This window comes from Embleya sp. NBC_00888 (genome assembly GCF_045207655.1).
In the GTDB taxonomy this organism is placed as follows: Bacteria; Actinomycetota; Actinomycetes; order Streptomycetales; family Streptomycetaceae; genus Embleya.
Map to the genome: position 1 here is coordinate 322536 of NZ_CP108784.1, position 26166 is coordinate 348701.

The 26166-nt window shown below is 70.1% G+C and carries 25 protein-coding genes and 1 pseudogene; 11 read left to right on the forward strand and 15 right to left on the reverse strand.

Features of this window, described 5'->3' with window-relative positions:
* Positions 1-554: 554 nt before the first annotated feature.
* Entirely contained in the window at positions 555-1586 is a 1032-nt protein-coding gene (locus tag OG948_RS01370) for a Gfo/Idh/MocA family protein (RefSeq protein WP_406293070.1), read from the reverse strand.
* 419 nt (positions 1587-2005) lie between these two features.
* Here OG948_RS01370 and OG948_RS01375 point away from each other — a divergent pair, with 419 nt between their 5' ends.
* A complete protein-coding gene (locus tag OG948_RS01375; protein WP_406293072.1) occupies positions 2006-2626 on the forward strand; it encodes a DUF6461 domain-containing protein in 621 nt (206 codons plus the stop codon).
* Positions 2627-2729: 103 nt separating this feature from the next.
* On the opposite strand, the gene OG948_RS01380 is transcribed toward OG948_RS01375, so the two are convergent.
* A complete protein-coding gene (locus tag OG948_RS01380) occupies positions 2730-3848 on the reverse strand; it encodes a hypothetical protein (RefSeq protein WP_406293074.1) in 1119 nt (372 codons plus the stop codon).
* A gap of 589 nt (positions 3849-4437) precedes the next feature.
* Positions 4438-4896 carry a MarR family winged helix-turn-helix transcriptional regulator gene (locus OG948_RS01385; protein ID WP_406293075.1) on the reverse strand — a complete coding sequence of 153 codons (459 nt, stop codon included), beginning with the start codon at positions 4894-4896 and terminating at the stop codon, positions 4438-4440.
* Between the two features lie 122 nt (positions 4897-5018).
* On the opposite strand from OG948_RS01385, the gene OG948_RS01390 reads away from it, so the two are divergent.
* Positions 5019-5678 carry an NADPH-dependent FMN reductase gene (locus OG948_RS01390; RefSeq protein ID WP_406293077.1) on the forward strand — a complete coding sequence of 220 codons (660 nt, stop codon included), beginning with the start codon at positions 5019-5021 and terminating at the stop codon, positions 5676-5678.
* A gap of 173 nt (positions 5679-5851) precedes the next feature.
* Complete coding sequence (locus OG948_RS01395; protein ID WP_406293078.1) at positions 5852-6139, forward strand: putative quinol monooxygenase; 288 nt, start codon at positions 5852-5854, stop codon at positions 6137-6139.
* A gap of 1379 nt (positions 6140-7518) precedes the next feature.
* Here OG948_RS01395 and OG948_RS01400 read toward each other — a convergent pair.
* Positions 7519-7644 (reverse strand): hypothetical protein, encoded by a 126-nt coding sequence (locus OG948_RS01400; protein WP_406293079.1) that lies wholly within the window; start codon positions 7642-7644, stop codon positions 7519-7521.
* Positions 7645-7962: 318 nt separating this feature from the next.
* Between OG948_RS01400 and OG948_RS01405 the strand changes: the two genes are divergently transcribed.
* Positions 7963-8313 (forward strand): hypothetical protein, encoded by a 351-nt coding sequence (locus OG948_RS01405; RefSeq protein WP_406293081.1) that lies wholly within the window; start codon positions 7963-7965, stop codon positions 8311-8313.
* Positions 8310-8570 (forward strand): hypothetical protein, encoded by a 261-nt coding sequence (locus tag OG948_RS01410; protein ID WP_406293083.1) that lies wholly within the window; start codon positions 8310-8312, stop codon positions 8568-8570. The genes OG948_RS01405 and OG948_RS01410 overlap by 4 nt, the downstream gene beginning before the upstream one ends.
* A 170-nt stretch (positions 8571-8740) precedes the next feature.
* Here OG948_RS01410 and OG948_RS01415 read toward each other — a convergent pair whose 3' ends face one another.
* The 4 genes from OG948_RS01415 to OG948_RS01430 form a co-directional block, all read right to left on the reverse strand.
* Positions 8741-9037 (reverse strand): hypothetical protein, encoded by a 297-nt coding sequence (locus tag OG948_RS01415; RefSeq protein ID WP_406293085.1) that lies wholly within the window; start codon positions 9035-9037, stop codon positions 8741-8743.
* A 1286-nt stretch (positions 9038-10323) separates the two neighbouring features.
* Positions 10324-11052, reverse strand: coding sequence for a hypothetical protein (locus tag OG948_RS01420; RefSeq protein ID WP_406293087.1), 729 nt, complete (start codon positions 11050-11052; stop codon positions 10324-10326).
* Positions 11052-11681 carry an RNA polymerase sigma factor gene (locus OG948_RS01425; RefSeq protein ID WP_406293088.1) on the reverse strand — a complete coding sequence of 210 codons (630 nt, stop codon included), beginning with the start codon at positions 11679-11681 and terminating at the stop codon, positions 11052-11054. Before OG948_RS01425 ends, OG948_RS01420 begins: the two co-directional genes overlap by 1 nt.
* Positions 11682-12115: 434 nt before the next feature.
* Positions 12116-12475 carry a hypothetical protein gene (locus tag OG948_RS01430; protein WP_406293089.1) on the reverse strand — a complete coding sequence of 120 codons (360 nt, stop codon included), beginning with the start codon at positions 12473-12475 and terminating at the stop codon, positions 12116-12118.
* Positions 12476-12861: 386 nt separating this feature from the next.
* Here OG948_RS01430 and OG948_RS01435 point away from each other — a divergent pair, with 386 nt between their 5' ends.
* Both OG948_RS01435 and OG948_RS01440 read left to right on the forward strand, forming a co-directional pair.
* Complete coding sequence (locus OG948_RS01435; RefSeq protein ID WP_406293091.1) at positions 12862-13608, forward strand: hypothetical protein; 747 nt, start codon at positions 12862-12864, stop codon at positions 13606-13608.
* A gap of 326 nt (positions 13609-13934) precedes the next feature.
* Positions 13935-14447 carry a hypothetical protein gene (locus tag OG948_RS01440; protein WP_406293093.1) on the forward strand — a complete coding sequence of 171 codons (513 nt, stop codon included), beginning with the start codon at positions 13935-13937 and terminating at the stop codon, positions 14445-14447.
* On the opposite strand, the pseudogene OG948_RS01445 reads toward OG948_RS01440, so the two are convergent.
* Positions 14407-14874, reverse strand: a pseudogene (locus OG948_RS01445) (FCD domain-containing protein); the annotation flags it as partial. The gene OG948_RS01440 and the pseudogene OG948_RS01445 overlap by 41 nt on opposite strands.
* 1145 nt (positions 14875-16019) lie before the next feature.
* Between OG948_RS01445 and OG948_RS01450 the strand changes: the two are divergent.
* Positions 16020-16232, forward strand: a complete 213-nt coding sequence (locus tag OG948_RS01450) for a type II toxin-antitoxin system CcdA family antitoxin (protein WP_406293095.1) — start codon at positions 16020-16022, stop codon at positions 16230-16232.
* Positions 16229-16549, forward strand: a complete 321-nt coding sequence (locus OG948_RS01455) for a type II toxin-antitoxin system PemK/MazF family toxin (RefSeq protein WP_406293096.1) — start codon at positions 16229-16231, stop codon at positions 16547-16549. The genes OG948_RS01450 and OG948_RS01455 overlap by 4 nt, the downstream gene beginning before the upstream one ends.
* A gap of 157 nt (positions 16550-16706) precedes the next feature.
* On the opposite strand, the gene OG948_RS01460 is transcribed toward OG948_RS01455, so the two are convergent.
* Entirely contained in the window at positions 16707-17747 is a 1041-nt protein-coding gene (locus tag OG948_RS01460) for an epoxide hydrolase family protein (protein WP_406293099.1), read from the reverse strand.
* Positions 17748-17784: 37 nt separating this feature from the next.
* Here OG948_RS01460 and OG948_RS01465 point away from each other — a divergent pair, with 37 nt between their 5' ends.
* Positions 17785-18345: a TetR/AcrR family transcriptional regulator gene (locus OG948_RS01465; RefSeq protein WP_406293101.1), complete on the forward strand. Its 561-nt coding sequence runs from the start codon at positions 17785-17787 to the stop codon at positions 18343-18345.
* Positions 18346-18641: 296 nt separating this feature from the next.
* Here OG948_RS01465 and OG948_RS01470 read toward each other — a convergent pair whose 3' ends face one another.
* The 4 genes from OG948_RS01470 to OG948_RS01485 form a co-directional block, all read right to left on the reverse strand.
* Positions 18642-18824: an SHOCT domain-containing protein gene (locus OG948_RS01470; protein WP_406293104.1), complete on the reverse strand. Its 183-nt coding sequence runs from the start codon at positions 18822-18824 to the stop codon at positions 18642-18644.
* A 248-nt stretch (positions 18825-19072) separates the two neighbouring features.
* Positions 19073-21607, reverse strand: coding sequence for an ABC transporter permease (locus OG948_RS01475; RefSeq protein ID WP_406293106.1), 2535 nt, complete (start codon positions 21605-21607; stop codon positions 19073-19075).
* Between the two features lie 11 nt (positions 21608-21618).
* Positions 21619-22449, reverse strand: a complete 831-nt coding sequence (locus OG948_RS01480; RefSeq protein WP_406293108.1) for an ABC transporter ATP-binding protein — start codon at positions 22447-22449, stop codon at positions 21619-21621.
* Positions 22450-22739: 290 nt separating this feature from the next.
* Positions 22740-24341 (reverse strand): flavin monoamine oxidase family protein, encoded by a 1602-nt coding sequence (locus tag OG948_RS01485; protein WP_406293110.1) that lies wholly within the window; start codon positions 24339-24341, stop codon positions 22740-22742.
* A gap of 140 nt (positions 24342-24481) precedes the next feature.
* On the opposite strand from OG948_RS01485, the gene OG948_RS01490 reads away from it, so the two are divergent.
* Complete coding sequence (locus tag OG948_RS01490) at positions 24482-25084, forward strand: TetR/AcrR family transcriptional regulator (protein ID WP_406293113.1); 603 nt, start codon at positions 24482-24484, stop codon at positions 25082-25084.
* A gap of 126 nt (positions 25085-25210) precedes the next feature.
* On the opposite strand, the gene OG948_RS01495 is transcribed toward OG948_RS01490, so the two are convergent.
* On the reverse strand, positions 25211-25804 hold the full coding sequence (locus OG948_RS01495; protein ID WP_406293115.1) for a TetR/AcrR family transcriptional regulator: 594 nt from the start codon (positions 25802-25804) through the stop codon (positions 25211-25213).
* Between the last annotated feature and the right edge of the window lie 362 nt (positions 25805-26166).

Below are 26166 nucleotides of genomic sequence, written 5' to 3' on the forward strand. Positions count from 1 at the left end.
ATGCCTGCGCGTGGGCGGGCGCCCGTGCGTTCACACGGAGCTGCCCCTGGCGGCGCGACCTGCCGTGGCGAGCAGGTGTCCGTCTCGGACGGACAGCCACCCGCCGCCGGGCTCCGACGCGCAGGGTCATGCGGGCTTGGTGACCGAACCGGGACGGTCGCCGAGGCTTCCCTCCGCGATCAGGTCGCAAGCGGGCGCAACGATCGGCAGGGGCACCATCGTCGGGATCCTCCCCCGGGACTGACACAACCTCGCGTTGCGTTGTGTCTCAGAGCATGTCCGACCGTGAACGAGTCGCCGGTCACGCCGACTGTGAGCGCCGAATGGTCGAAGTTGCTGAGCAAAGACGGCCTCCCCTCGCTGGCCTGCATGGCCGGCGTCCGCCAAAAATCTAGTATCTTTCGTCTTCGATCAAAAGACTTTTCACACAAAGATTCATACTTCTTCCAGCTGAAGTACAAACCTCCTCGATCGAAGGACGAGGCGGGCCCCCGCCCTGGTCCGTGGGCGTGGGCCCATCCGGCTTCCGGCCCGGGTGTCAACGCGGGGGAATCTCAGGACAGCTGAACCACTCGGCCCTCGCGGGCACTGCTCAGGGCGGCGTCCAGGACGGTGGCGGTGGCCACGGCGTCCCAGGGGTCGACGGGCACGGGGCCCGTCCCGCGGACGGCGGCGGCGAAACCGGCGTAGAACAGATCCCATCTGCCGCGCTCGGGGGAAGCGGGCTCGACGACGTCCCCGCGCCGTACGTGGCCCCGGTGTTGCTCGGGCTCTCGACCCCAGTGGTCCCCTTCGGATTCGGGAGTCGCGCCCGCGAGCAGTGCCTGCTCCTGGCCGTCGACGCGGTCGACGACGAAGGTGCCCGTGGTTCCGGTGGCGCGCATCCTGGGGCCCGGGGAGCCCTGTCGCCAACTGCCCCAGAGGTGGGACCGCACCCCGTTGCGGTGGGTGAGGGCCACGAAGACGTCGTCGTCGAGCCCTGCGGTGTCGTCGCGCCGATGCATCTCCGCGTACACGCTCGCGACCGGCCCGGAGAGCACCAGAGCCTGGTCGACGAGGTGGCTGCCGAAGTCCACGAGCGTGCCACCGCCCGCGAGGGGAACCGCCTGCCCGGGGGCGAAGCGCTCGAAGCGGGACTCGTACCGCACCAACGAGCCGAGCCGACCGCCCTCGAGGAGTGCGCGCAGGGTGAGGAAGTCGGAGTCCCATCGCCGATTCTGATACACCGTCAGCGGACGGCCGAGTTCTTCCGCGAGTTCGACCGTGGCGCGCGCGGAGGCCGCGTCGAGGGCGAACGGCTTGTCACAGACCACCGCCAATCCCAGTTCCAACGCCCGCCGCACGAGCGGGACATGGGTGGCCGCGGGAGTGGAGACGGCGACCGCCTCGGCGCCCGCCCGCACCAGGTGCTCCAGCGAATCGTAGGTCGGCCGGTCCCAGTGCTCGGCCACTTGGGCACGGCGCTCGGGCGAAGTGGTGACCACTCCCACGAAGTCGCAGGCCTGCTCGGCGGCGATCAGCGGGGCATGGAAGAAGCGACCACCGAACCCGTAGCCGACGAGTCCGATACGTATGGGTGACTGCATGAAAGAGCGCCTTTGCGTAGTCAGGAGCGTTGCGGTGAGTCGATCTGGGCATCCACGCCCGAGTGCCCCGCCCGTCTGCGGCGGCATGACCGAATCCTCATCCAACATATTCCATCATGATGCCACCCCAGAACCCTGTATTCACACATTTATCAACAATCGAGTGCGGCAACAGCCATGGGAGGAGGCGCACCTGGCGGAGTCGGCCTGCTGAACGAGGGCCCGTCGTCGGCGGAGTCGCCCGTGACGCCGACTGCCTTCCCGCTGTGTGCGCTGATCAGGATCGGCGCACCTGCAGAGCTTCGAAGACGTCCATGGTCAGGCCGTGGCGAAGCCGCCCGGGCGAGCCGGGCGTCCCGCTCCCAGGACCCGCACCGGACGGTGTTGGCGGTCACGGGGCACTGTGCAGGGTGAGCGTGGTGACGCCACCGGCCGTCCGGGCGAAGACCACGGTGAACGTGCCCCGTCCCCGCGGCGGGACGCCGATGGGGCTCCTCGACGCCACCGAGACCTACTTCGACACCGGCGTCGAGACCATCCGGGCCGGCACCTCGCGCGGATGGGCCCGCGCAGTGGGGAGCACGGGAGGTCGCGGATTCGAGGACGGTGTCCTGGCCACGGTCTCCGCCGGCACCGAGGCGGTACTGGTGTACTGCGACTGCAATCCCGTGGCGTACCTTGTCCACGCCGAGGACGGCGAGGTCGTGTGCGGTTTCGAGGAAGACGCTCCCGAGGATCGCTTCGGCACGGACCCCGACCGGCTCCTCGCGCACATGATCACCGCCGGGCTCCTCGCCCCGGACGGCACACCCCCCGACGACGACGCCCAGGCGCGCCGATGCGAACTGCGCGTGGCCGAGACCGTGTTCGGCCTCGACCTCCCCCACGACACGGTCGTCCACGGCCCACTCCTCGCGGCCGGACTGCGCGAAGGACTCTCCGCACCCCTACCCGTCGACACCTCACCGCCACGGCCGATCCCCGACATCGGACCCATCACCGCGACGGCCGGCGCCGTCGCCGAACCACCCGGCGAGTAGACGACGGCAAGGCATCCCGATCCCTTCCCCGCCTCCCGCAATGCCGAGACACCGACGCGGACCGCCCCCGAAGCACCCGATCGCCGCGGCCACCACCGAGCCGTCAAAAGGGCGGGTCGTCGGTGCATCCCTCGGCCTCCGCCCAGGGGCCGCCGTCGGCCACCGAGCGTCGGAACGGGTCCGGGTCGAGCAACTGCCGCAGGATGTGGGTCGATCCGGCGCCGTCGCGGTCGACTCGGCGCAGCCAGGGCACCGAGGCCATCGCACGGTCGAGTTCGGGGGTGGCGCACGCGTCGAGGACGGCACGCAGGTCGTCGGGCACAAGGTCCTCGACCAGACACAACCACCCCAGGGCGGCGCCCACCCGGACCTCGGCGGGGCGCGCGGGGTCCGACCACAGGGCGCGGGTGAAGGCGGCGGCGTCCTCGTGTCGGTGTTCCCGGGCCGACTGCGCGATCGCCAGGACCAGGCCAGGGCGTACGCACGTGTGGTTCTCGATCCGGAAGCGGTCGTGCAGGGCTGCGGAAATCTCCCCGGCCCGACCCGAGGCCGCAGCCAGGGCGTACGCGGCCGCCTCCCGGACATCGGGGTCCGGGTCGTCCAGGAGCACGATCGCAAGATGCGCGTCCGCGGCGATCGCGCCGCGCGCCGCCTCCACGGTCCGGTTCCGGAAGTAGCCGCCCACATCGAAGTGCCCGTGGTCGCCGTCGGAATCGGCCACCCGCAACAGATCCGCGCGGGAATCCACCTGACAATCACAGCGCGCCACCATCGCAACCAGGAACAGCGCGCCCACCCGGGGACGCGCGCGGCGATCCGCGGCGATCCGCAACAGGAACGGCACCGCCGGCGGCGCCACCGAACCCCGCGAGCCCTGATGACAGATCGAGCCCCACAACGACCCCAGGCCCTCCCGCGCCGTCACGGCGTCGGCGGAACGCATCCTCTCCAGCAGGTCGGGAACGTCCACGCCCGAACCGTACGCGTGGGCGAACCGGCCCCACGGAACCCGGCCGTAGGCGAAACCGTCCCGCACCCCGACCGGCATCCGCGCCACCACCACGCGCACGTCCCGGTCGGTCCCCTCCCACCACTCCGACCAGTGCTCATCCACCCGCTCCGCAGCGTCCCACGTCTCCCGCAACGACTCGCTCCACGCCTCGTGCAGCGCCTTCGCGTCGACACCCTCGTCCATCCCCACCTGCGCGACCTCGACCCTCAACGCGCCGTCAGCTCCCCCGCCCTGCCCGGGCCGGCGGATGCGCGGCGTAACCGACGCCACCGACACCCGGCATCGGACCACGAGGGGCGAAACACGGGAATCCGTCACCGGTCGCGAGGAGGTCCGGGCACGGCCGGGCACATGAATCAATGGCCGGTGAACAAGTACAACCGCTCTACGAGGAGCGGAGCGCCCTGAGCATGCTCAGGAAACCAACGCACGTGCGTGGCCCGCGCCTGAAGTTCTGTCCCTCGGCCTGTCACGGAAACCGATGCGTGACAGCCGCCATGGCGGCGTGGCGTCATCGCGACTGGTCCATGCTGAACCGCCGCTTTGCGGAGGCGACTTCGCACCCGAAAGCGCTGGCATTGACGCAGGCCACACGACAAGCGTCTCGCCCTTCGAGACGGCCGGGCGCAGAGTGGGCCGTAAGGGCGCGTCGAATCCCTGTCGAGGGTTGTCGGCCTGCAGTTGGGACGCGAAGAGGACATATCGCCCCCGAGTTGGTCCAGACAATAACCAAGTGGGCGTTTGGCCACGGTTCTCGATGCCCACAAGTGACGTTCCGCACGGTCGACAATGGGCGGCCTCAGTCGCACTGAGGTCGCGGCCCGGGGCGATCGGCGCCGACCGCGCGTACCAGCAGCTCGTAAAGCGCTGCGCGTTCCTCGGGGCTGAGCGCATGGAAAATCGTGTCCTCGACTCTCGCGAGTCGCACCTGAGCCGCCTTCAGCACCGTCTCGCCGCCTGGGGAGAGTTCGACGATGTGCCGTCGACGGTCGGCCGGATCGCGACGGCGGATCGTCAGCCCGCACTCCTCGAGTTCGTTGAGGAGCCCGACGACGTTGCTCGGATCCAGGCCGAGCGACTCTCCGAGTGCCTGCTGGCTCATGGCCCCGCGTTCGCTGAGCAGGTTGAGCGCGATGACCTGGCGGTGACGAAGACCGCCGGGCTCGGTCGACGCATCCACGGCGCGTCGTCCCAGGCGCGCGAGGTGGGCGATCAGCGGCATGGACAGGCGCTCGAAGGTCGTCCGCGTGCTTTCCATCCCACAAGCGTATCCCGGCCGCAATGATTTGTGATCCTCAATGATTTATTATCCGCAATGATTGGCAATCTGAAATGATTGCCTTACGCTCATGATCTGTTGATCACAACAACGGAGGTGTCATGTCCAAGCTGAAGATCATCCTGGGAACCACTCGCCCGACCAGAGCGGCGGATCAGGTGGCCCCCTGGGTGGCGTCCGTCGCTGCCGCCCGCGAAAGCTTCGAGGTCGAGGTGCTGGACCTGCGGGACTGGCCGCTGCCGTTCTTCTCCGAGCACTTCGGCACCATCGGCGACATCAACGACCCGACGTACTCCGAGCCGGTCGTGAAGGCGTGGAACCGGAAGATCAAGGACGCAGATGCCTACATCGTCGTGACGAGCGAGTACAACCACAGCCTCCCGGGTGTCCTGAAGAACGCCATCGACTCGGTCTGGACGTCCAGCGCGTTCCGCAACAAGCCGGTCGCCGTCGTCGGTTACAGCGCCGGCATCGGCGGCGGGATACGGGCGATCGAGCACCTCGCCCAGATCATGGTGGAGACAGAGGCCGTGCCGCTTCGCAACACGGTCGTGATCCCGTTCGTCAACGACGCGTTCGATGACGCCGGCCGGCCGACGAGCCCCCTGACGAACGTGGGACTCGATGTCGTACTCGACGATCTGGCGTGGTGGTCGGCAGCGCTGGAACAAGCCCGCGCAGCCGGTGAGCTGCCGCCGGGCCGGGTCCGGCTGCGCGCCGCGATGCTCAACGCGCAAGCCGCCAAGGAGTCGACGGCGTGACTTCGCCACCAGCGAACGTCACACCCTCACCTACCGGCAGCCAGTGCCGGTCCAGCCGGCGAAAGTGGGAACCCGTGTCCGATGACCCCTCCGCCGTCCCTGAAGCGGTCGAGGCCGCAGATCGCAATCAGGCGCCGCCCCCGAAGGAGCACCCGGGACCCATCCTCTTCCTCGTGCGACTGCAGGCCCGGCCGGACATGAGCGACGCAGCCGAGCGGGCACTGGAAAAGATCGCCGACCCGACCCGCGCCAACCCGGACTGCCTGGAATTCCGCATCTTCCGGGATCGAGACAACCCGCACCTCTTCACCCTCCTCGAGCACTGGGTCAGCGTCCAGGCCGTCATGGCCCACGGTCAGCGCAACTACATGGCGGAATACGTGGCCACGAAGGACTTGATCTTCGAGGACATCTCCGGCGAGCACGTCCAGGAGAACCACCCGCTGAGCGTAGAGCCCTGAGCCCAGCGACTACGCCGGCGCGACCTCTGCCGGCACGCCCAGGCGGAACATCCCGACACGCGACAGAAGCCCCGTGCACACACGACGGCAGTATCACGCTTTGGGACGTCGGATACCCCGAACAGCCCCTGCGCCTCACGGACTTCCCGGTGCAAGGAAGTGCAGAAATCGGACTCGCGTTCTCCCCCGACGGCCGTACCCTCGCCGTCACCAGCAACGGGTTCATCGAATTCCGGAACACCGCCGATCCCCACAAGCCCACGCTGCGCACGACCAACGGGTCGACGGCGAAGGGAGCCCTGTCCTTCTCCCCGGACGGCCGCCCCCTCGTCGCGGTGGGCGGACTCCAGGGGTTGCGGACATGGGACGTCTCCGACCCTGACCGCCCCACTCCTCGTGCCCCCATCGGGACGGCGCCGAAATCGCCGCCGCCTTCTCGCCCGACGGTCGCACGCTCGCCGTCTCGACACTCGACTCGCAAATCGATGTCGTGTCATGGGACATCGCCGATCCCACCCGAGACCACGACCTATCACCCTCGACGATGACGTCGCCTTCGCCGTGACATTCGGATCGGACGGCAAGACCCTGGTGACCGCCGGTTCCCGCTCCACGCAACTGTGGGACACGTCGGACCCCGACCACCCCGAACCACGCCCGAACGCCCTGGACAGCAAAGGAGATTGGGTCGACTCCCTCTGCCTGACGAACGATGGAGGCACCCTCGCCACGTCGGGCGATTCCGCCACCGCCCGGCGGTGGAACCTCACCGACCCGGACCACCCCGCACCCCACACGACACCCATCGGCACATCCGCGTACAAAGCCTGTCGACCTCTCACCCGACGGCCGCGCCCTGGCCGTCATCGAGGAGACCGACGCAGTATCCCTTCGACTCCTACGACCCCAGGACGCCATCCGGCGCATCTGCGCGACCACCGCGGGCAGCTTCGAACAAGCAGGCCAGGAACTCCGACACCCACTCGCCCCCGTGCCCGACTCCTCCGAACGCCTGAGCCCACCACCGACCCGGCGAACGACAGCTTGTCGCAGGAGATGACCGAGCACGGCCGATGCCACCGCGACCGCCATCACGGCTCCGCGCCGATGACGTGAACCTCGAGTCCGCCGTGACCGTCGAGCCCAACAACCCGCACCGACCATGCCGGGCATCGGGCCGCGGTTCGCTCACGCCGTCGGATCGGCGCGCTGCTTTTCACCATCGGCAGACAAGGCAAAGGTGCGGCTCGGACGCCACGCGGCCGTTCGGCTTTGGTCGTGCGGTGGTCGATACTTCCCGGTCCGGACACCGCGCGGACCTCGCGGTGGTGTGCCCGAACCCGCGTGCCGCGCGGACTGTCGCCCCGTGTCCGTAGTGGTCACTCGACCAGTTCGGCAGGCATACAGGGGTCGAGGTGAATGTCGCCCACGCTCTTCACGGTGGTGTACCAGCGCCGGAGGAAACGCCCGACGCCGGCCGACGTGATCGACAGGAGTTCATCCATGACGCCCGAGTATCGCCGGCATCGCCACCGTTGTCCCGACACCGCCCGACCAGGCGGGCGTCGAGGGTGTAGAAACGCGCCCGGGAGACGGCGGCATCGATGTCGGTGTCCGCGCCGGCGGGCTCGGGTGCCCGGTGCGCGCCCTGGGGCAGCCGGCCCAGATGCGCGGAGCGCGGACGGGCGGCACCCCGCAGACGGCCCGGCGCCCGCCGGGGAATCTCTCCCGCAGAGCCGATCTCCTCGGCGCTCGGGCCCTGCCCGTGGGACGGCGGCGACTAGAGTGGGGTCGGTCGGATCGTCGTGAGGGAGGGGTGTGGGGTGACCGCCGAGCCCGAGTATTCGACTCCGGTGATCGCGCGGCCGGAGCGCACGATCGAGGGTGTGCGTGCGGCGATCGCCTTGTTGGCACCGCACTGGCTTCCCGAGATGGACCGGTCCCAGCGCGAGGCGACCGCGAAGGCGTTGGAGGTCAACCGGCTCGACCCGTTGCGGGGCTGGTTGCGACACTGGGCGGCGATCGCGGAGATCGAGCGTCACCCGGACCTGGCGTTTCGCTACCACCACGCCGAGCAGGTCGACACCGTCAGCGACGACCCCCGGGTGCGGGCCCGCGGTGTTCGGGTCTCCGGCGAGTTGTTGCGGGCCGCCTATGCCGCGGTGGGCGTGTGAGCTGGGGCTGGGAGTACGAACCCGACCAGGCGAGCGTGGTGGGCGGAGCCCCGGAGGCGTTCGTCGCCCTGGTCGAGACCGCGATCGCGGAGATCGTCCGCGCGGCCGAGGTCCTGTATCTCGACGGGACCCTGTACGAGGGCCCCAATCCCCGCGCGGCAACCGCCTACATCGACGACGGCATGTTCGTGTACCTGATCGTGGTACGCAGCGAACGCGTCTACGTCCTGCAGACGACATACCTCCCCGCCCACTGACACCTTTACGTCCGCATCCGCAACACCTTGGGCGGCTTGTGTGTGGCCGGGCAGGGCGGCGAACAGCATCCGATCCACGCAGCGGTTGAGGTTCTCGATGCTGCCCTTCAGGTGGGGGCTGTAGGGCGGGAGCACGGTGATGTTCGCGTCCAGGGCGGCGAGCGTGGTGGTTACGGTGCGGGAGAGGAAGTCTGGCCGCGGTCGAAGCGCACGTGTTCGGGCAGGCCGCCGAAGGGCCCGTAGGGATCGGTGCGCACGATCGCGGAGCGCAACGCGGCCAGGACCGAGGCCCGCGTGGGGTGGCCGGGGGTGACGGCGACACCGGTGATCGCCCTGGTCGCGCAGTCGATGAGCCACGTGATGTAGGGGTGGACAAGATCGCCGCCGGCGGTCACACGCAGGGAGGCTTGGACGTGGTCGGCTTCCCAGGTGTGGTTGCGCCAGGTCCGGGGGCGCTTGGCGAACACGTCCAACGCACGGGCGGCTTCGGGGCCTTTGCGGTGGCCGATCCGCTCCCCCGCGGTCGGGTCCCGGCGGAGTGCGCGCAGGAACGGGCGTTCTCGGTGGTGCGGGTTGGGGAGCGAAGAGGAGCGGGGAGGCGGGACGTCGGGTCGTCGGGCGCCGGGTGCCGTCGATCCCGTGTGGGTGGGATCGGTCGAACGGCGATACCGGGCGCGGGAGCGTATCGGCCGGGCGGCCCGCGTCGGAGCGGCGTTTCGTGCGGGGTTTCCTCGGGTGGCCGGGTGGTCCGGTTGTCGACCGCGCGATCGGACCGGTCCCCCGGGCTGCTTCGGCGGCCGGGACCGGCGGCGCGGGCCGGCCCTGTTCGTCCACCGTCCCCGACAGGGCCAGGTCGGCCAACGCGCGGTCGTAGCCGTCCGCGGGCGACCCGTGGATCGGACACGCGATCTGAAGCACACGTCCCGAGCGAAGGTCACGACGTACCGCGTGATAGAGCGTCGCCGGCGACACCGGCGGCGTTCCCGGCTCGACCTCGGCGAGGGCCGCAGCCCGATCGCTCGTCCAGCGGTGCAGGACTCTCACCTCCCCACCCAGGTCCGCGAGGCACGACCAGAGCGTGTCATCGAGAGTGAAACGGTCACGTCCCGGCGGGTCCACACGGCCCGACCCGCGCGCTGCCGCCAACCACCGCCACACCGTGCGCTCCGACACCCCACCGCCTCGGCAGCGACCGCCACGTGCGCGCGGGTGACACCAGCGGCCGCATCACCACGGCCGCGCTCGGAGAACCGGCAGCAGGATGTACCGATACGCAAGACCGACTCCTCGCCACACCGGCAAGCACACCCGCACCCCGGAACCCCGAACACGGGAATGGGCAACTCCGTGACGGAACAACCCACTTGTGTCAGACACCCGACGTCAGTCGATGGTCACCCGTGTGACAGTCCAAACGACCACACACGTCCACACCCCGACCGGCACGGAAACACCCACACCACACCCCGACTCCACCGACGTGGATGATCCGCCGGGCCACGGCAGAGCAAAAGCGGCAGGGCGGGGTACGACCGAAGCAGCCGCGCCGAGCCATGGCCGTCGCCCAGGCGCCGATTCCACGGCCACGAGTACCGAACCGCGCAAACAGCGAGACGGCGAGACGGCGAGACGGCGAGACCCAGCCGACCGGGACGCTGATCACCGTGTCGTCGTCACCCTTTCCGACCGCGCCGAGCGATGACAGCCCACTGGCTGTCTGCCGCGGCCGGACCGGCTCGGTCCTGGACCGGGCTCAGTTCGACGGCGGCGGACCGCCGAGGTGCACCAGCTGACCGTCCTCGGTGTCGATCACCCTCGGCGCGTTCGGGTCGTCGACCGGCACGCAGGGAGCGACCGTCCCCCTCGCAAGATCACTGTTGCCCACCGCCGTTCGCTGCTCCGACCCTTTGGGGCCGTCGAAGATCGTCTCGGTCAGCACCAGCGTTGTTCCCGGCGGGATCCGTTCCGGCCGGATCTCCTGCCATGCCTGGCGGAAGTACGCGCTCTCCTCGTCGGTCATCAACCGGTCCATCGGCGGCTTCACATAGTGGATCGCGGCCTCGACCGTGTCCCGGGGCAGCGTCCCTCCCGGGAACCGACCTGCCGCGCAGCCCTTTCCGGCAGGAAGGTAGTCGACCTTCGCCGGTACGCCCAGCCGGCGCAGCCGAGTCTCCAGGCCTTCGGGATCGCGGAACTCGTCGATCGCGAACCTGATCGTCCCGTCCGGCTGCCGGACGACCGTGAACGGCGCCGCTTGGGCGCTCTTCCCGCCCAGGACCAGCGGACCCACGACGGCGACCACCGCCGCCGCGGCACCCGAGACCACCAGCCCATACGCTCGACGGCGCCGACGACGGGCGCCGTGGGAGTCGAGCAACGGGACCGTTGTGGCCGCTTGGGCGACCGTCTCTCCCTCGACCAATGCGGTGAGTTCGCCCAGCAGGTCGTTCTCGAAGGCGAGCGGTGTGTTCTCGTTGCGCATCAGTGCACCTCCGCGTGCGACGTGGAGTCGGTTCGGGCTTGCGTGACGGGGTGGAGACGGTCCTGTGCGTTCCCGGGTCCGTCGTGGGCGGCAAGGCGGCGTACGAGGCGGCGACGGGCGCGGTGTAGCCGTACGCGTGCCGCGACCGTGCCGACGTCCAGCACCCGAGCTGCTTCGGACACGCTCAAGCCGTCGACGACGACAAGCTCGAGGACGGCCCGGTCGGCATCGGGGAGGGTTCGTATCGCGCGGTAGGCCTTGCGGGCTTGCTGTTCGGCGTCCAGGCGTTCTTCGAGGCGCTGGATGTCGTCGGGGTCGGTGAGGCGGCGTCCGGCGGCCCGGCGTCGCGCGTCGGCTTCCCGGGCGGCCCTGTGGCGGTCACTCGCCATGACGTTGCGGGCGACGCCGAACAACCACGCGCGTCCGCCGCCGGGGCCCCCGCGGTACGTGTGCGCCGAGCCGAGTGCCGCCACGAACACGTCGGAAGTCAAGTCGGCCGCGCTGTGCGGATCGTCGACACGCCGTGCCACGAATGCCAGCACGGTATCGAAGTGCTCACGATAGAACGCCTCGAGCGCCGCCCGGTCGCGGGCAATCGCGCGGACGTCGTGATGGTCGGGTGGTGCCAAGGTGCGGTCTCCTCCAGACGAAGCGATCGGGTCATGGGTAAGTGCTTCGGAGAGGAGCCGGCGTTACACCAAATCACCGAGCGGCCTCGGCGCGCATCGGGGCCACGCGATATCGCGTCTCCGCGACCATCATCGTCCCCGTCTTCCTCGCACCCGGGGAACGACCCGACGACATGCTCGTCTCCGACCGCCTCGACCACCGCGGCGACCCGGGACGGTGGCGTGCCGGGCGCGCGTCGGGGGTGTACAACCGTGCTCGGGAGAGCGCGGCGGGAACGGCGGCGTCGGGGGCTGTGTCCGCGGACACGAGCGCGGAGGCCTGATCGTCGAAGAGGTCCTCCACACACAGATCGGCCGGTGCGCGGTCGTAGCTCGCCGATCGCATGTCCTTTCCGGATCGACGGGAGACCTCCAGGGCCCGGCCCGCGCGCACGTCACGGCGGATGACCCTCTGCAACGTGCTCAGCGACGGCACCGAGGATGTGCCCCATTCGGCGAGCGTGCCAACGGCATTTCGTCCCCGGCATCGTCCGGCGCAGGGCGGAGACGTTCCCACCCGGACGGGCGAGTTCGGCCCACGCCGGGTCCGAGAGCGTGAAGCCGTTCTTCCGGGAACGGGCTTCGAGACGCCCCCCGCGTGCCTCACGCAGCCACCGCCACATCGTGCGCTCGAACACCCCGGCCGCCTCGACGATGATCCGCACGTGCGTACTGGTCACCGTCCCGGAGGCGTCGATGTCGAGCAGACGCCGTACCGCCCACGGACGCGGCACCACGACGGCCCCGGGTATCACGGCCGACCGATCCCGGCGCTGACCTGCCATGACGCACAGACCACCACCCAGGCCCGGCCCCGGACACAGGAATGGTCAATCAGCCGACACACCCGCACGGGCGTGGTGGAAGCGCCATAACACTCCCCTGGTCAACACATGGCAGCCGGCACCAACCCCACCACCATGCTCGAAATGCCCATTGAACAGCCCGGACCCCCTACCGGGCGATGCCGACCAACACACCGCCACCACACCACCCACTCACAACGACAACGGCGGGGCGGGCCTGTCGGCGGCGCAGCGGGAGGCGTGGCCGGGGTGGGTGTCGAGGTGGCCGAGGTTGCGGTGCGGCGCGCGGTTGCCCGGACGGGAATCGTGTCGGAGGTCTGCGCTAGGTTTGGCCTGTGAATCACGGCAGTTCCAGGGCCGGGGCGCCCCGCGAGCTTGACTTGCCGCCCTACCGGGTAGTCCTGGCGGAGACTGATTGGGGTTCGCTCCAGACGGCTTTCGGGAACGGTGAATGCCTTCCCGAAGTCCTGGCACGGTTGCTGGAGCCTGATCCCAAGGTGCAGGTCACCGCTTTGTCGGAATTGACGGAGCTGGTCGGCCACCAGAACAGCGTCTACGAAGCCACCGCCCCCGTCGCCATGTATGTCGCCGGTATCCTCGCCCACCCGGCGGCCATGACCCTCCGGCCGTATCGCAACGTCCCCTTCCGCGCGACATTGTTGAACTGGTTGGTTTCCACGGCCTGCGACGCCTCCGACGAGATTGTCGACCGCACCGAGCAGTACTTCCCTGGCTTCCTCACCCACGACACCACACTGGCAGCCTTCCGGGACCTGCGCCCGATGCTTTATCGAGCCGTCGTGCCCTTCCTGCAGGACGGTCACGAGGACGTGCGCGAAGCCGCCGGCCTCGCCGCGCTCGTCCTCGCCGAACACCCCGCGCTTGCCCATCACCGCGATCATCTCGCCGTGCACGCGCGCCGCATCCTGGACACCGGCAGCGACGACCCCAACCGGCGCATTGCCTGGAAGGCCCTCGAAAGATGGGGCCACGACGTCACCGGCATCGAACCTTTCCAGGAGGAGCCCTGGGACTGCGGGCCACACAGCGATGGCCGCGGCGATCTCGAACCTCCCTTCTGACTGGTTGGGAGTTCTCGGGCGGCACTTCTGGTACTCGAGCACGGGAAGACCCGCGGCGATCACGCCCCGTTGTTGCCCGACGCCCACCGCGCGGCTGCTGCGACGCATCCGCGTTCCGAAGGGCCCTGCCCGACGCCATCCAGGTCGGTGACCGCCGGCACCTCCGGCGCGCTTCGGACGGGGGCGGGAGGGGCACCGCGGATCAGGCCCTAACCTGTGCCTCGTGTCTGCCCGAAACCGCCGGCGTGGCCACCTCGGGACCGCTTCGGCGGCCGGGGCGCGCTGCTGCGGGGGTTTCGGGGTGGGGCCGGATTCCGAGGGGAAACGTGGTTCGTTCGAAGTCGCCGCGCGCGTGGGGCCTGAGGTATCTGTGTATCTGGCTCGGGTCGTTGTTGGTTCTCGAAGTGTTCGTCTGGCTTTGGTACGCCGTGGCCGTCGGCATCGACCATGTCGGGCTCGACTCGAACGCCATGCCTCCATTGACCGGGCCGTTCATGGGGCCCTCCACGGTTCACGGCTACGGCGTCGCGTCCGAGGGCCGCGACTTCTCGACGCTGGTCGCCCTGATCATGGCCGGGATCGACTTCCACGCCGTGTTCGGCCTCGTCGTCCGCTCGGCCGCCCTGCGATCGCGCGCGTTCACGGCGACGGCGGTGGGTCACGCGTTGCTTCTGCTCTGGGCGCTCTTCCTCGTCGGCATCGGCGCCTGGCACTGGGCGGCGACCCTCTGGTACGCGCTCATCGTCGCCTTCTGCTTCGCGATTCGACGGGTCGGTCCGGTGACGAGCCGGAGCCGGGTCAGGTTTCCGGGAGGGTCGGGTCGGCGGCGGTTCGGGTGATGTGTGTGGTCAGGACCTCGGCCGCGGTGTCGGCGTCGCGGGCCAGGGCCGCCTCCTCCAGTGGGCGGTGTTCGTCGATGCCGTCGCGGTCTGGGTCGCGGTGGGCCGACCAGCGGCCGGCCGACTCGCTTGCGGTCCACATGCGGTCGAACGTCTCCGGCAGGACCGGATTGCCGCAACCCTCCAGCAGCGTGCGGTGAAAGACCCGGTGTGCCTGGGCCCGGGCGCTGCTGTAGTACTCGCCCTCCTCGGTGTCGTACGGCACCGTACGGGCCGGCCGGTGGTGCGCCGCCCGTACGCGTGCCTCCCAGTCGACGTCGCCGCGCTCGACGGACATGCGCAGCACGACCGGCTCCACGACCCGGCGCCTCGGCGATCTCCTGCGGACGCGTCCCGTCACGCCGGGCAGGGCATTCCCACCGTGTGGCCGGCCGATCCCGGGCGTCGTCCCACTCACCCGGCCGGGACCAGATCACCAACTCCCCCACGAACAAAGACAGATCCCGGTTTCGCACCCACGCCCCATCGACAGTCCGATGAGAAACCACCGGACGACAACACGAGACCCACCAACCCGGGTCCGCTCCGCAGCCCTACCGCCGCACCCAACGGGCCGACCCGGCACCGACCTCCAGGCGCAGCGAACAGGCCCTCCACCGTCGTCGCGAGCCCCGCCTTCGGACCACCAGGACGCCCCGGCAAGAAGTGTCGGACGCCCCCTGCGACCCTCACGCTCCGATTCCGCCACAGCCCACGGCCGAGCCCGAACAACGCCGCAGGACGGCGCTGGGCGACGCCGGCGAACCCACACCCCTCACCGAATGTCGTAAGGAAAACCACACAGAGACCCCACCACGGAAACCAGACACCAAAACGACAGGGCCTCCCACCGCGACCACACACGGCGCAGCGGACGACGCCGTCGGGGCCGGGCCGACACGGGGCCGCACGACCGCGCAGCGAGGACCGCGAACGACACGGGCGGCGTCCCGGGCTCGTGCCGGAGAGTCGGGCCGGCGCTCGAGTGGTCGGCGCCGTCGTGGTCGGGATGCGGATGGCCGGGCCGTCGGGGTGCGGCCGGGTCGAACGGTCGACAACCGACGCGCCCGGCGTGGTTCGCTGTCGGGCGAGCGGAAACCGCTGCCGACGGCGGCTCGGCATGCGCCGGTGAGGCCGTGTCGGTCCGAGGGCTTCGCGTGCGGTGGGGTGTGAGGTTCGCGGTGGGGTGGGGATGGGCTTTGGTACCGGTGGGGGTGTTTCGGGTTGCCCCGTTGAGCGGTGAGACGACGTGGTCGTTCGTGAGCCGGGTCGCCGGGTGCTACGGGCTGGACGCCGATGCCCTGGCAGGTCGTTGGCGGTGGGTCAACCACCGCCCCCGGCACGGGAGCGGGGCGCGACGGGCGGACGCGGAGACGGTCCTCGACACGGCGGGGCGACAGACGTCGGCGCAGGTGTGCCGACATCTGTCGGGGGACCTCTCCCGGGGTGTCGAATTCCTCGATCGGGCTTTGTGGCGGACCGCTGTCGCGGCGTTGAAGCCGATGCTGTCATACGTGGCGTATGATTTTGAATATGACAAATAGGGAACGGGTCACGGTGACGATTCCGGCGGACCTGTTGGCCAGTGCCAAGGCCGCGTCGGCGGGGAATCTGTCGGCGTATGTCGAGCGTGCTTTGCGGGCCGAGGCGTTGCGTGAGGCGGGCGAGGCGATCGAGGCGTGGCGTGGTCGGCACGGCGAGGACGCGGAGGAACTCGCGGACGTGTTCGGCGAGGACGTCGCGTGAACCTCGCTCGCGGGCAGGTCTGGGAGGTGTCCCTGGCCACCAAGGTCAGGGCTGTGATGATCGTCGAATCGGACGCGGCCATCCGCGCGCTGCCGGGGACGTTGGTGTGCGCGATGATCGACCGCACCGGGGGCGCGCCGGACACGGTGGTGACAGTGCCGATCGCCGAGCCGGTCGCGGGAGCGGTCGTCGCGGTCGACCTGGTCGCCCTCACCGACAAACGCATCCGCTCCGGCACGTTCCTGGGGACCGTCGACCCGGCGGTGATGACACGCGTGTCCGCCGCGCTGCGCGTCGTCCTCGAACTCACCGACTGAACCCGGATCCCGCCGGCCCGGACGCGCCGGCGATCGGGCTCGGCGGTCGCTTCGAAGTCCTGCCGGAGTACCGGACAGGCACCGCCCGCTCCCGCACACACCGTGACATGAGTGCGGGGCTCGGCCGAATGAGATGGCCGGGCGGCCGGATCCGTCCTCAGTCGCCCGCCTCGACGGCACGGCGCAGGTCGCCGACGTACGTTTCGGGCCGTTCCCAGGCCGCGAAGTGGCCGCCGGAGTCGTGCTCCACGTACTCGCGGATGTTCAAGAACGCCTCGGCGTAGCTTCGCGGTTCCGGTTTGAGGTCGTGCGCGAACACGGAGAGCACGGTCGGGGTGTCGATTCGGTCGGGGAGGGTGACCGGTTCGGCGTAGGTGGCGAATGAGGTGCCGATCGTGCCGGTGGCCCAGTAGGCGGTGACCCAGGTGAGAAGCTCGTCCGGGGTGAAGGCCGAATCGTCGGACCAGGACTCCAGTTTCTCGACGATCCACGCCGCGAGGCCCGCCGGCGAGTCGCCGAGTGCGACGGCGAGCGTGTTCGGCCGCGTCGACTGCTCGGCGATGTACCCGCCCTCGGTCCGGAACCACCGCGCCGTCCGGCGGAGGTAGTCGGCCGCGTCGGGCGCAAGCTGCGCCGGATCCGCGGTGAGCGCGCGCTGTGGGGCGATGTTCGTGATGTGCAAGGCGGCCACCCGGTCCGGGTGTTCGGCCGCCAGGAGTTCGGCGATGGTGCCGCCCACGTCGCCGCCGGACACCGTGTAGCGCGTGTGGCCGAGTTCGTCGAGCGCGTCCGCGACGATCCCTGCGATCCGGTCGGCCGACATGCCGGGCGTGGTGAGCGGCGCCGCGAACGGGAAGCCCGGCAGCGCGGGAACCACCACGTGCATGTCCGCGAGCAGTGGCAGGACGCGCTCGAACCGCAACACCGAGTCCGGCCAGCCGTGCAGCAACACGACAACCGGAGCGCCGGGGTCCGCGGACCGCTGGTGGATCACCCGCAGGTCGGTGTCACCGGTTCGCACCGTCACCCACGGGAACTCGTTGATTCGACGCTCGTGCACATCCCAGTCGTATCCGTTCGCCCAGCGCTCCAGCAGTGCGTCGAGGCGGGTTCCGCAGACGCCGCGCGTCCGGTCGTCGTGCCACGGCGTCGCCACGCGCCGCGTCCGGCGGATTCGCTCTCGCAGTTCATCCATCATGTGTACGAGCATACACATGATGTGTATGCTCATACACATGATCTCTCGTGATGCGGCCGCAACCGGGCGGCGGATCCTCGAACACGCACAACGCCAGTTCGCCCGGCACGGGTACACGGCGGTCACCGTCAAGGGCGTGGCCGACGCCGCCGGCGTGTCGCCCAACCTGATCACGCGCTATTTCGGGGGCAAGGACGGCCTTTTCCTGGCGGCGACCCGAGTCGAACTGCCGGTCGAGAACTCCGTCGACGGCGACCTCTCCACGCTCGGTTCGCGGCTGGCGGAACGCATCGTCCAACGCTGGTTCGCCACATCCGGAGAGGATCCGCTACTCGTCCTCCAGCGCGCGTCCGGCGAACGCCCGGAGGCGGCGGAGGCATTGGCCGCCTTCCTCGACGAGAACTCCCTGGAACCACTGCGCCGCTATCTCCGCGACACCGGCATGAACGACGCGGAAGCCCACGACCGAGCCGCGGCCATCGACGCCCTCGTACTCGGCGTCTCCGCCCGCCGCCGAGTCCTGCGCGCCGACCTCGGCGACCCGATCACCCTCCAAGCCTGGCTGGCCACCACCATCCAACACCTCGCCGACGGGTGACCCCGCCGCCGAGCAGGTGGCCGCGGACACCTCGCTCCCCGTCGTGACCACCGCACCGATCATCGAGCGGCGAGGCTTCTTCTTCCCCATGCTCTCCATGATGGACATCCTCCCCAGAGGGGCCAAAGCCCCTCAAGCCGGACCGCCACCCGGACCGGTTGGGCCAAGTCCATCGAGCGTTGGTCGGCTGAACGCGGGAAACCCGCCGCCCCGGCGGCGACGACAGGAAGCGGGGAGCCGATCACCGCGGCTCCCCGTCCCCGTGCCGTCACATCGCGGCCCCCGCTCCGGTGTCGTCAGCCGCCGATGAGTCGCCTCTTGGCCCGGATGAACTCGTCGTCCGTCAGCGCGCCGTGACGGTGCAGGACGGCGAGACGGGCGAGTTCGTCGAGCATCGACGTGGTGTCCGGCCGCCGCTGGGCGGCCGGCTCGTCGGCGTCCTGCTGCGTGTTCGCGGCTGCGGCGACGGCATCGCGCAACGTGCCGACGAACGTGTCCGCCTGGACGACGTTCTCCCAACCGTACGCACCGCCGACGGCGACGATCCCGCGTCACGGTGTTCGCCCGGTCCATCCGGTCGAGCGCCAACTCTGCGAGGTCACCCCGGTCCATGACCTTCACCATCCGTTCTCGCATCGAATTCCTGTACACATCGGATGAGTTCACGAACCACCAGGGCGTGGCTCCGGCCGCGTGGACGGCGCGGCCGGAGCCGGCGGCTGCGTGCCTAGTCGGTGCGCAGCGCCGTGAGGACGTCGAGCTTGGCCGCGCGCCGGGCCGGCCACGCCGCCGCCAGGACGCCGACGATCGCGGCGAGGACCAGGAAAAGCAGCACCCTGTCCCACGGGATCACCACGGTCAGGTCCTTCGTGGAGCGGGCCATGCCCTTCACTCCGCCCACCCCGGCGATCACGCCGAGTACCACGCCCAGGAGCCCGCCGAAGAGCGAGATGATCAGGGACTCCAGGCGGATCACCCGTCGGGTGCGCCGCCGGTCCAGCCCGATGGCGCGCATCATGCCGATCTCGCGGGTCCGTTCGAAGACGGACATGGCCAGCGTGTTGACCACGCCGAGCACCGCGATGACGATCGCCATCGACAACAACCCGTAGACGATGTTGAGCATGACGTCGAAGAGCTTGTTGAAGTCCTTGCGCACCTCCTTCGCCGTCTGCACGTTGATCGCCGGGCTGTTGCCGACCGCCTTGCGCAGCGTGTCCCGCATCGTGTCCTTGTGCTGCGGCGCGACCTTGGCGAGGACGAAGTCGTCGCCGACGACGTCGATGTGCGGCGTCAGCGTCTGCAGCGACACGGTGAGGCTGCCGAGCAGCGGTGCCTCGTCGTAGATTCCGCCGATGGGCAGGCGGGCCTGCTGCCCGTCGGGGAAGGTGATGGGAACGGGCGTCCCGACGCGCCACTTGCGGTCGTCGGCGGTCTGCTTGGACACCAGCAGCCCGGTCGGCAGCGACTGCGGGCCGCCCTGGGTGAACTTGGTCGCGAGCACCGAGAACGCGCTCGCGGGGTCGACGGCGGTGAGTTTGTGCTCCTTTCCGTCGACGGTCACCTGTGCCTCGCGCACGGGGCTGACGGCGGTGACGCCGGGCACCTTGGCGACCGTGGCGGCGATCTCCGGGGTCAGCGTCTGCCCCTCGGAGGACGAACTAAGCACGAACTCGGCGGTGATGCCCTTCGACAGGGTGCGGTCCACGAGTTGCTTGAGCGACGTGCTGAAGATGGTCAGCGAGGTGACCAGCACCATGCCGATCATCAGGGCCGCTGCGGTGGCGGCGGTGCGGCGCGGGTTGCGGGCCGCGTTCTGGTACGCGAGCCGGCCCTCGACGGGGTACACGCGCCGCAGCAGTTCGCCGAACAGGCGCACGGCCGGCGTGGCGATGAGCGGGGTGAGCACGATGACGCCGACCAGGACGATGCCCGCGCCGCTCATCACGGTGAACACCTTGGCGTTGCCGGTCGCCGAGCCCTTGATGCCGGCGACCAGCACGATCCCGCCGAGTGCGACGGTCAGCACACCGGCGATGTTGCGCCGGCGCAGGCTCGAGGTGCTGGGCGGCAGGCTCGTGCGCAGCGCCGCGACGGGCGGGATCTTGGCGGCTCGGCGTACCGGCAGCCATGCGGCGAGCAGGGTGACGCCGATGCCGACGGCCAGGCTCCACAGGGCGGTTGCGCCGGTGACGACGGTCGGCCCCGGGGTGAGGTCGGCGCCGATGTTGTTGAGGATGCCGCGCAGGCCGGCCGCGAGGCCGATGCCGATGACGAACCCGGCGAGTCCGGCGACGATGCCGACCGCGAGGGCCTCGAACATCACCGAGCGGGTCACCTGCTTGCGGGTGGCGCCGATGGCGCGCAACAACGCGAGTTCGCGGGTGCGTTGGGCGACGAGCATGGCGAAGGTGTTGGCGATGATGAAGCTGCCGACGAACAGGGCGATGCCGGCGAAGACCAGGAGCAGCGTGCGCAGGGACGCGATCTCCTTGTTCACCTTGTCGCGGTCGTCCTGGCGCAGTTTGTCGCCGGTGAGGGCTTCGGCACCCTTGGGGATCAACGGGGCGGTCGCGGCCCGCAGTTGCTCCTGTGACGTGCCCGGTTTCGCGTTCAGGCGCAGTTCGCCGTAGACGCCGGGTTCGAGGTAGAGCTCCTGCGCGGTGGCGGTGTCGAGGAGGGTGAGCGAGCCGCCGGCCTCGACGGCGGCGCTGTCGGTGGTGAAGACGCCGACGACGCTCTGCTCCAGCACGGGTCCGCGGGCGACGATCCGGATGCGGTCGCCGACCTTGTATCCGGCGGCCTTGGCGGTCTCGGTGTCGAGCGCCACTTCGCCCGCCTTGGCGGGCAGGCGGCCGGCGGTCAGCGTGTACCGGGGGTCCTTGCCGTCGCGGCCGGGCACCGCGTTGGCGCCGGTCGCGTTCGCCTTCTTGCGAACGAGTCTGCCCTCGCGGTCGACGACGGCGGTGAAGCCGGTGACGTGGCCGGTGACCGACGCGGTGCCGGGCAGCGCGCGCAGCTTGGCGACGAGGGGTTCGTCCAGGGGCGGGGTCTGCAGGTGTTCGAGGGCGTACTTGGTGCCGCGGACGTCGACCGCGATGCCGCGGTGGTCGCGCAGCGCGGCCTCGGTCATGGCCTGCTTGAGGGTGTCGCCGAAGACCAGGACGGCCGCCACGAACGCGACGCCGAAGACGACCGCGAGCGCGGTGAGGGCGAGGCGCACCTTGTAGGCGACGAGGTTGCGTAGGGAAGTGCGAAGCACGGTCGCGTCCTTCAGAGGGGGAGGGCGGAGACGGCGGCAGCGGCGGGTTCGCCCGGTTTCCGGTTGAACGCGCGCATGCGCTCCAACACCCGGTCGGAGGTGGGCGCGGCCATGTCGTCGACGATGCGCCCGTCGGCGAGGAACAGGACCCGATCGGCATAGGAGGCGGCGACGGCGTCGTGGGTGACCATCACGATGGTCTGTCCGGCCTCGGTGACCGAGGCGCGCAGGAAGTTGAGGACCTCGGTGCCCGAGTGCGAGTCGAGGTTGCCGGTGGGTTCGTCCGCGAAGATGATCTCGGGTCGGCCGGCCAGGGCGCGGGCGCACGCGACGCGCTGCTGCTGGCCGCCGGACAACTGTGCGGGCCGGTGGTCGAGGCGGTGGCCCAGGCCGACGGTGTCGATGACCTTGTCCAGCCACTCGAGGTCGGCGCGCCGTCCGGCGATGTCCAGCGGCAGGGTGATGTTCTCCAGGGCGGTCAGCGTCGGCAGCAGGTTGAACGCCTGGAAGATGAAGCCGAGTCGGTCGCGCCGCAGGTGGGTCAGCCCGGTGTCGTCGAGCGAGGCCAGTTCGACGTCGCCCAGCCGTACAGAACCGCCGGAGATCTTGTCCAGGCCCGCCATGCAGTGCATCAGCGTCGACTTGCCGGAGCCGGAGGGGCCCATGATCGCGGTGAACTCGCCGCTGCGGAAGCCGACGGACACGTCGTCGAGGGCACGGACCTCCGTCTCTCCCTCGCCGTAGACCTTGCGAAGGCCCGTGGCCACGGCGGCGTACGACGGGCCGTGAGCGGAGGGCGGGCGCGGTCCGGAGACGCTGCGGGTGTGGCGGGGTGTGCTCATTGGGTTCTCCATCGGTGGAGCCCGCGCCTCGATCGAGGCGCGGGCGGGCCCGCCCCGAAGAGCGAGCCGAATAATAGATCGACTAGTCGGTCTAAGTTATCGACAGGGTTCGCGGCCGACGTCAGTCACGCGGGCTATAAACGGATCAGCCCCAAGGTGGACGGGACACCGCCGCACCGTACGCCGCAAGGCGGGCCCGGATCGGCCGGCCACGACCGTGCGGGCATCCCGCCGCGCCGACTGCCGTCGTCCACCGCATCGCGGCCGGCTCCGCCGCACCGCGGTCCACCTCATGTCGCCAGGGCACGCGCATGCACCTTTTCGACCGCCTTGCGCGCCGACACCATCGAACCGTGCTGCCAGCCCAGCATGTTGCTGAGCCAGTCGCCGGCGTAGAACACCCGTCCGGTCGGCTCGGTGAGCGGCCGGAATCGCGGCGTGTTGACCACGCCGTTGTTCTGCGTGTCGGCCGGCTGCCAGCCGCCCTCGACGAACGGTTCGAGGCCCCACATGACCGACAGCGAACTCGCCAGCTCCGTACGGGCCTTCGAACCGTGAACCCGGACGTTGCGGTTCACCGCCTCGGCCGACCGTTGGGCGGGCGGCAGCGACTCGATCGTGGTCTCCGCGCGCTCGAAGTAGGCCACCATCACCCCGCGTTCGCCGCGGTAGTCCGACGAGGGGTACCACAACGACCCGTCCTCACCGTAGGAGGTGATGCCGCCGTGGATCGCGAAGTCGTCCTCCCACCACCGACTGCGGTACTCCAGGCCGATCTTGCCGGGAAACTCCGCCAGGAAGCCCCCCAGCAGAGCGGTCGCCTCGGCGGGCAGTCCGGCGATGCGCGCGGCCACCCGCGGAGGCGTGGTCACGATGCAGTACTCGACGTCGAGCACGCCGCTCGCGGACCCGCGATACGACAGTCGCATCCCGTTCGGGCCGTCGGTGATCGAGGTGACCTCGATGCCGCAGCGAATGCGCCCGCGACCGATGTGGTCGGCCAGGGCCTCGACGATGCGGTCCATGCCGCCGACCGGCTGGAACAGCGTCGACGCCATGTCGAACCCGGCGTCGAGGTACCAGTGCCGCGTCAACTGCTCGGTGAACACCCGGTCCAGCGAACCCCGCGGTGGCAGCGGCACACCGGGCGATCCGGCGGCGCCGGGGTTCACCGCGAATCCGCGCCGGCGCGGGTCGTTCCGGCGGGCCAGATCGTCGCCGAGGTCGCCCATCGTCTTCAGGAAGCCCAGCAGACGTTCCTTGTCGGCCGCGCTCAGCTCGCGATCGAGCGCACCCTGGTCGGTCACCTTGGCCAACAACTCGGCGACCACGCCGTACGCATCCGCCTGCGCGGTCTGGAACCGCGGCTGGTCGGACGCCTTCGGGTTGAACACGAAGGTGTTCGTGTTCGATATCGCGAACACCTCCAGGGGCACCCCCAACTCGCGGCAGTAGTCGGTGCTGACCGACCACTGCGGCAACATCGCCGGCCCGGCGTTGAAGTACTGACCGGGCGCGAAACCCGCCCGCTGCGTCGCGCCCTTGATGTCGGTCAGCGTGTCACCGCCACGCACCGTGAGGCTGCGCCCGCCGATCCGCGGGCGGGCGTCCAGCACGGTCACGTCGTGGCCGGCCTTGCACAGTTCGTACGCGGCGGTCAGCCCGGCCACCCCGGCGCCGACCACCGCCACGCGCGCCGGACGACGGCCGGTGAGCGTGAAGTCGGACGCGCGCGGCGCGCGGAAGGGCGGCGTCGCGGCGCTCGCCGACGACGGCGCGAGACCGAGCGCGCCCATCGCGGACAGCGCCGCCCCGGCGCCGCCCACCGCGCCCACGGTCTGCAGGAATCCGCGGCGGCTGGTCGGCCGGCCGAACCCTCGGGAATCGCTCATGTACGTCTCTCCTCTGGAACGAAGGCGTCGATGATCGGACGAGCCCACCGATTCATAGATCGACTCGTCGGTCTATTATTAGTGCAGCACGCCCACGACACGTCAACTTCCACGAGCCGCCACGGGAGAGCAAGAACACCATGCGCACGGTCGATCCCGTCAAACACGCCGCGCAGCGCCGCCGGATCCTGGACGCCGCCGCGGCCTGCTTCGCCGAAAAGGGCTTCCACGGCACCCGCACGGCCGACATTTGCGCACGCGCGGGCATGAGCCCCGGAAACCTCTTCCACTACTTCCCGAGCAAACACGCCATCATCATCGCGATCCTCGAACAGGAAGACCTCGACACCGCGGCCTACCTCACCGAACTGATGCACGTCGAGGACGCGTTGGCCGCACTGTTCGCCCTGATCGACGTGGTGGTGAGCCTCGCGGCCGACCCCGCCTACACCGATCTGGTCCTCGACACCGCCGCCGAGGCCAAGCGGGACCAGGGCATCGCCGCGCTGCTCGCCCGCAACGACCGCCAACTGCGCGCCGGCATCGCCGACCTGCTGCGCCGCGCCGCCGCGGCAGGGCAGATCGACGACACCCTTGACCCGGCCGGGGCCGCGACGTGGGTGGCCGCCCAGTTCGACGGCCTGTTCGCCCGGGGCGCGACCGATCCGGATTTCGCACCGTTGGACCAGACCCCGATGTTGCACCTCCTGCTGACCCGCTTCCTGGGGGCGGGGCACGCGTGAGCCGAACAGGCGTGAGCCGGGCACCCGTGAGCCGGACCCACTCCGGCCGGGCGGGCTCGAGCTGCGCCCGCCCGAGCCGACGGCCGCGCACAGCGGGGCCGGGCCGGGCGACGCCGGCCGGTCGCGCTACCGGCGCGGGGTGACCGCGTCGACGATGGCGACGACCGCGTCCGAGATCGCGTCGAGTTCGGGCTCACTCACGCCGTCGGTCCCGGCGGCCAGGTTCTGCATGTACAAGCCGTCGATCGCGCCCACCGTGTAGCGCGCCAGCATCGCGACGTCCCGCTCCCCCACGTCCACCGCCCGCTCGAGCCGCTCGGCGAACGCGTCGATGAACGCCTGATAGCTCTTGGCCGCGAGGTCCGCCTTGTCCGCGCTGCGCAGCGCCCACATCAGCAACTCGTACTGGGCGATCGCCAGTTGTCGATCGGCGCGCAGCAGGTGTTGGAAACGCTCGATCAGTGAACGCACGATCTCCCGGCACGTGTGCGTCTGCGCCGGTTCGGGGCTCGACCCGATGACGAAGGTACGCAGGGCGTCGTCGACCGCCACGTAGATCTCGTCCTTGCCCCGGAAGCCGTAGTGCAGCGAGGCCAGGTTCACGCCCGCCTCGTCGGCGATCCGCCGGGTGGTCGCGGCGGCGAGCCCGTCCCGGGCGATGACACGGGTGGCCGCCTCGACGATGCGCGAGTGCCGTTCCGCCGCCGTCAGGTATCCCATGTCGCCACCATTCGCCCACTGTTCGTCCTGGTCATCGCGCCGAACGAGCGCGACGGCAAGGCTATCCGGGCGACGACGGACCTCGCGCCCGCCCATGCCGACCGCGCCGCACGCACTCGTGCCGCCGCGGCCGCGCGCACCGTCGACTGCACATCCGCACCCACCTGCGCCGGCCCGTGCGCACCCGCGCTCCCCCGCGTCCGCCACCCGCCCGGCGGGCGCTGTCGCGTCGCTTCGGCGCCGATCGTACGCACCTATTGACGGAACCCGGACCCCGACCTAATGTCAGTCACCTGACTTGAGTCAGTCGACCGACTGACATGAGTGCGACTGCCTCCTCCCACGGCAGCCCGTCGTACGAG